This is a genomic window from Streptococcus sp. GMD1S (assembly GCF_000296875.1).
Taxonomy (GTDB): Bacteria; Bacillota; Bacilli; order Lactobacillales; family Streptococcaceae; genus Streptococcus.
Genome location: NZ_AJQY01000180.1, coordinates 1 through 1,005, shown reverse-complemented (window position 1 = coordinate 1,005; position 1,005 = coordinate 1). Strand labels below are relative to the sequence as shown.

The window sequence follows — 1,005 nt, the reverse complement described above, 5'->3', positions numbered from 1 at the left end:
GACTAAGTGACTTGTCTCTATGCATTATTATAGCATGATTGCGAGAATTTTCAAGGCTTTTATCCTATTTTTTTACTTTTCTGCTTGTTTGTAAGATGGCTAAGACCTCTACCTGATGCCATACCAAGTAGGGCGAAGATTTCATAGGCTACGAGATAAAGAAGAATGAACTCACCAAAGGTGATGATGGTAAAGCAATAGAGCAGTCCAATACCCAGCAACCACCAAAGTGAGAAATGAAACCGGTAGCTATAAAGAAGGGATACGATGAAGGTTGCTAAAGGTGAAAAGAGGATGATGTTGTTAATGTACAGTTCCTTCAGTGTATATGGGTCAGTGATGAGTAGTAAGAATAGCTCATAGAGGGGCCAGTAAAAGAAGAAAATGACAAGGTAGTATGGGATATACTTAAGATATTTTTTCATGGCAATAGTCCTCCAATCCTTGTTAAAAGAGTGCTACTGAAGAGTATCTTGCTATAAATGAGGATTCTCTTTACTTATATTATAGCAAGAAAGGAGTGATTTTCCAAGTTTTCTAGGAGAGCAGAAACGACTCTATTTTATGGCATTTCTGCTATAATACTAACAGAAGAAGTAAGAGGAAATGAGGAGAAAGAATGACCAAAATAGCAGTTCTTTCAGACATACATGGAAATACGACAGCTTTGGAAGCTGTTCTGGCTGATGCAAGAGCGGCAGAGGTAGATGAGTACTGGCTTTTGGGAGATATTCTGATGCCAGGAACAGGGCGTAGAAGGATATTGGACCTCTTAGCTAGCTTGCCCATCACTGCAAGAGTGCTGGGGAATTGGGAGAATAGTCTCTGGCGAGGCCTACATCGTAAGTTAGATCCTACAAAAGTGAGTCATCGTTATCTCCTGCGCCAAAGTCAGTACATCTTAGAAGAAATTAGCCCTAAAGAAATCGAAGACCTCCACGATCAACCTATGCAAGTTCATCGTCAGTTTGGTGATTTGATGGTAGGAATCACTCACCATCTCCC

General features: G+C 40.4%; 2 protein-coding genes. One reads left to right on the top strand and one right to left on the bottom strand.

All coding sequences use genetic code 11. The annotated features are described in order from the left end of the window. Nucleotides 1-59 precede the first annotated feature (59 nt). Nucleotides 60-425 carry a hypothetical protein gene (locus tag GMD1S_RS08125; RefSeq protein WP_000760373.1) on the bottom strand — a complete coding sequence of 122 codons (366 nt, stop codon included), beginning with the start codon at nucleotides 423-425 and terminating at the stop codon, nucleotides 60-62. Between the two features lie 194 nt (nucleotides 426-619). Between GMD1S_RS08125 and GMD1S_RS08120 the strand changes: the two genes are divergently transcribed. Continuing rightward, the coding region (locus GMD1S_RS08120) for a metallophosphoesterase family protein (protein ID WP_000161105.1) at nucleotides 620-1,005 on the top strand (386 nt) is incomplete at its 3' end.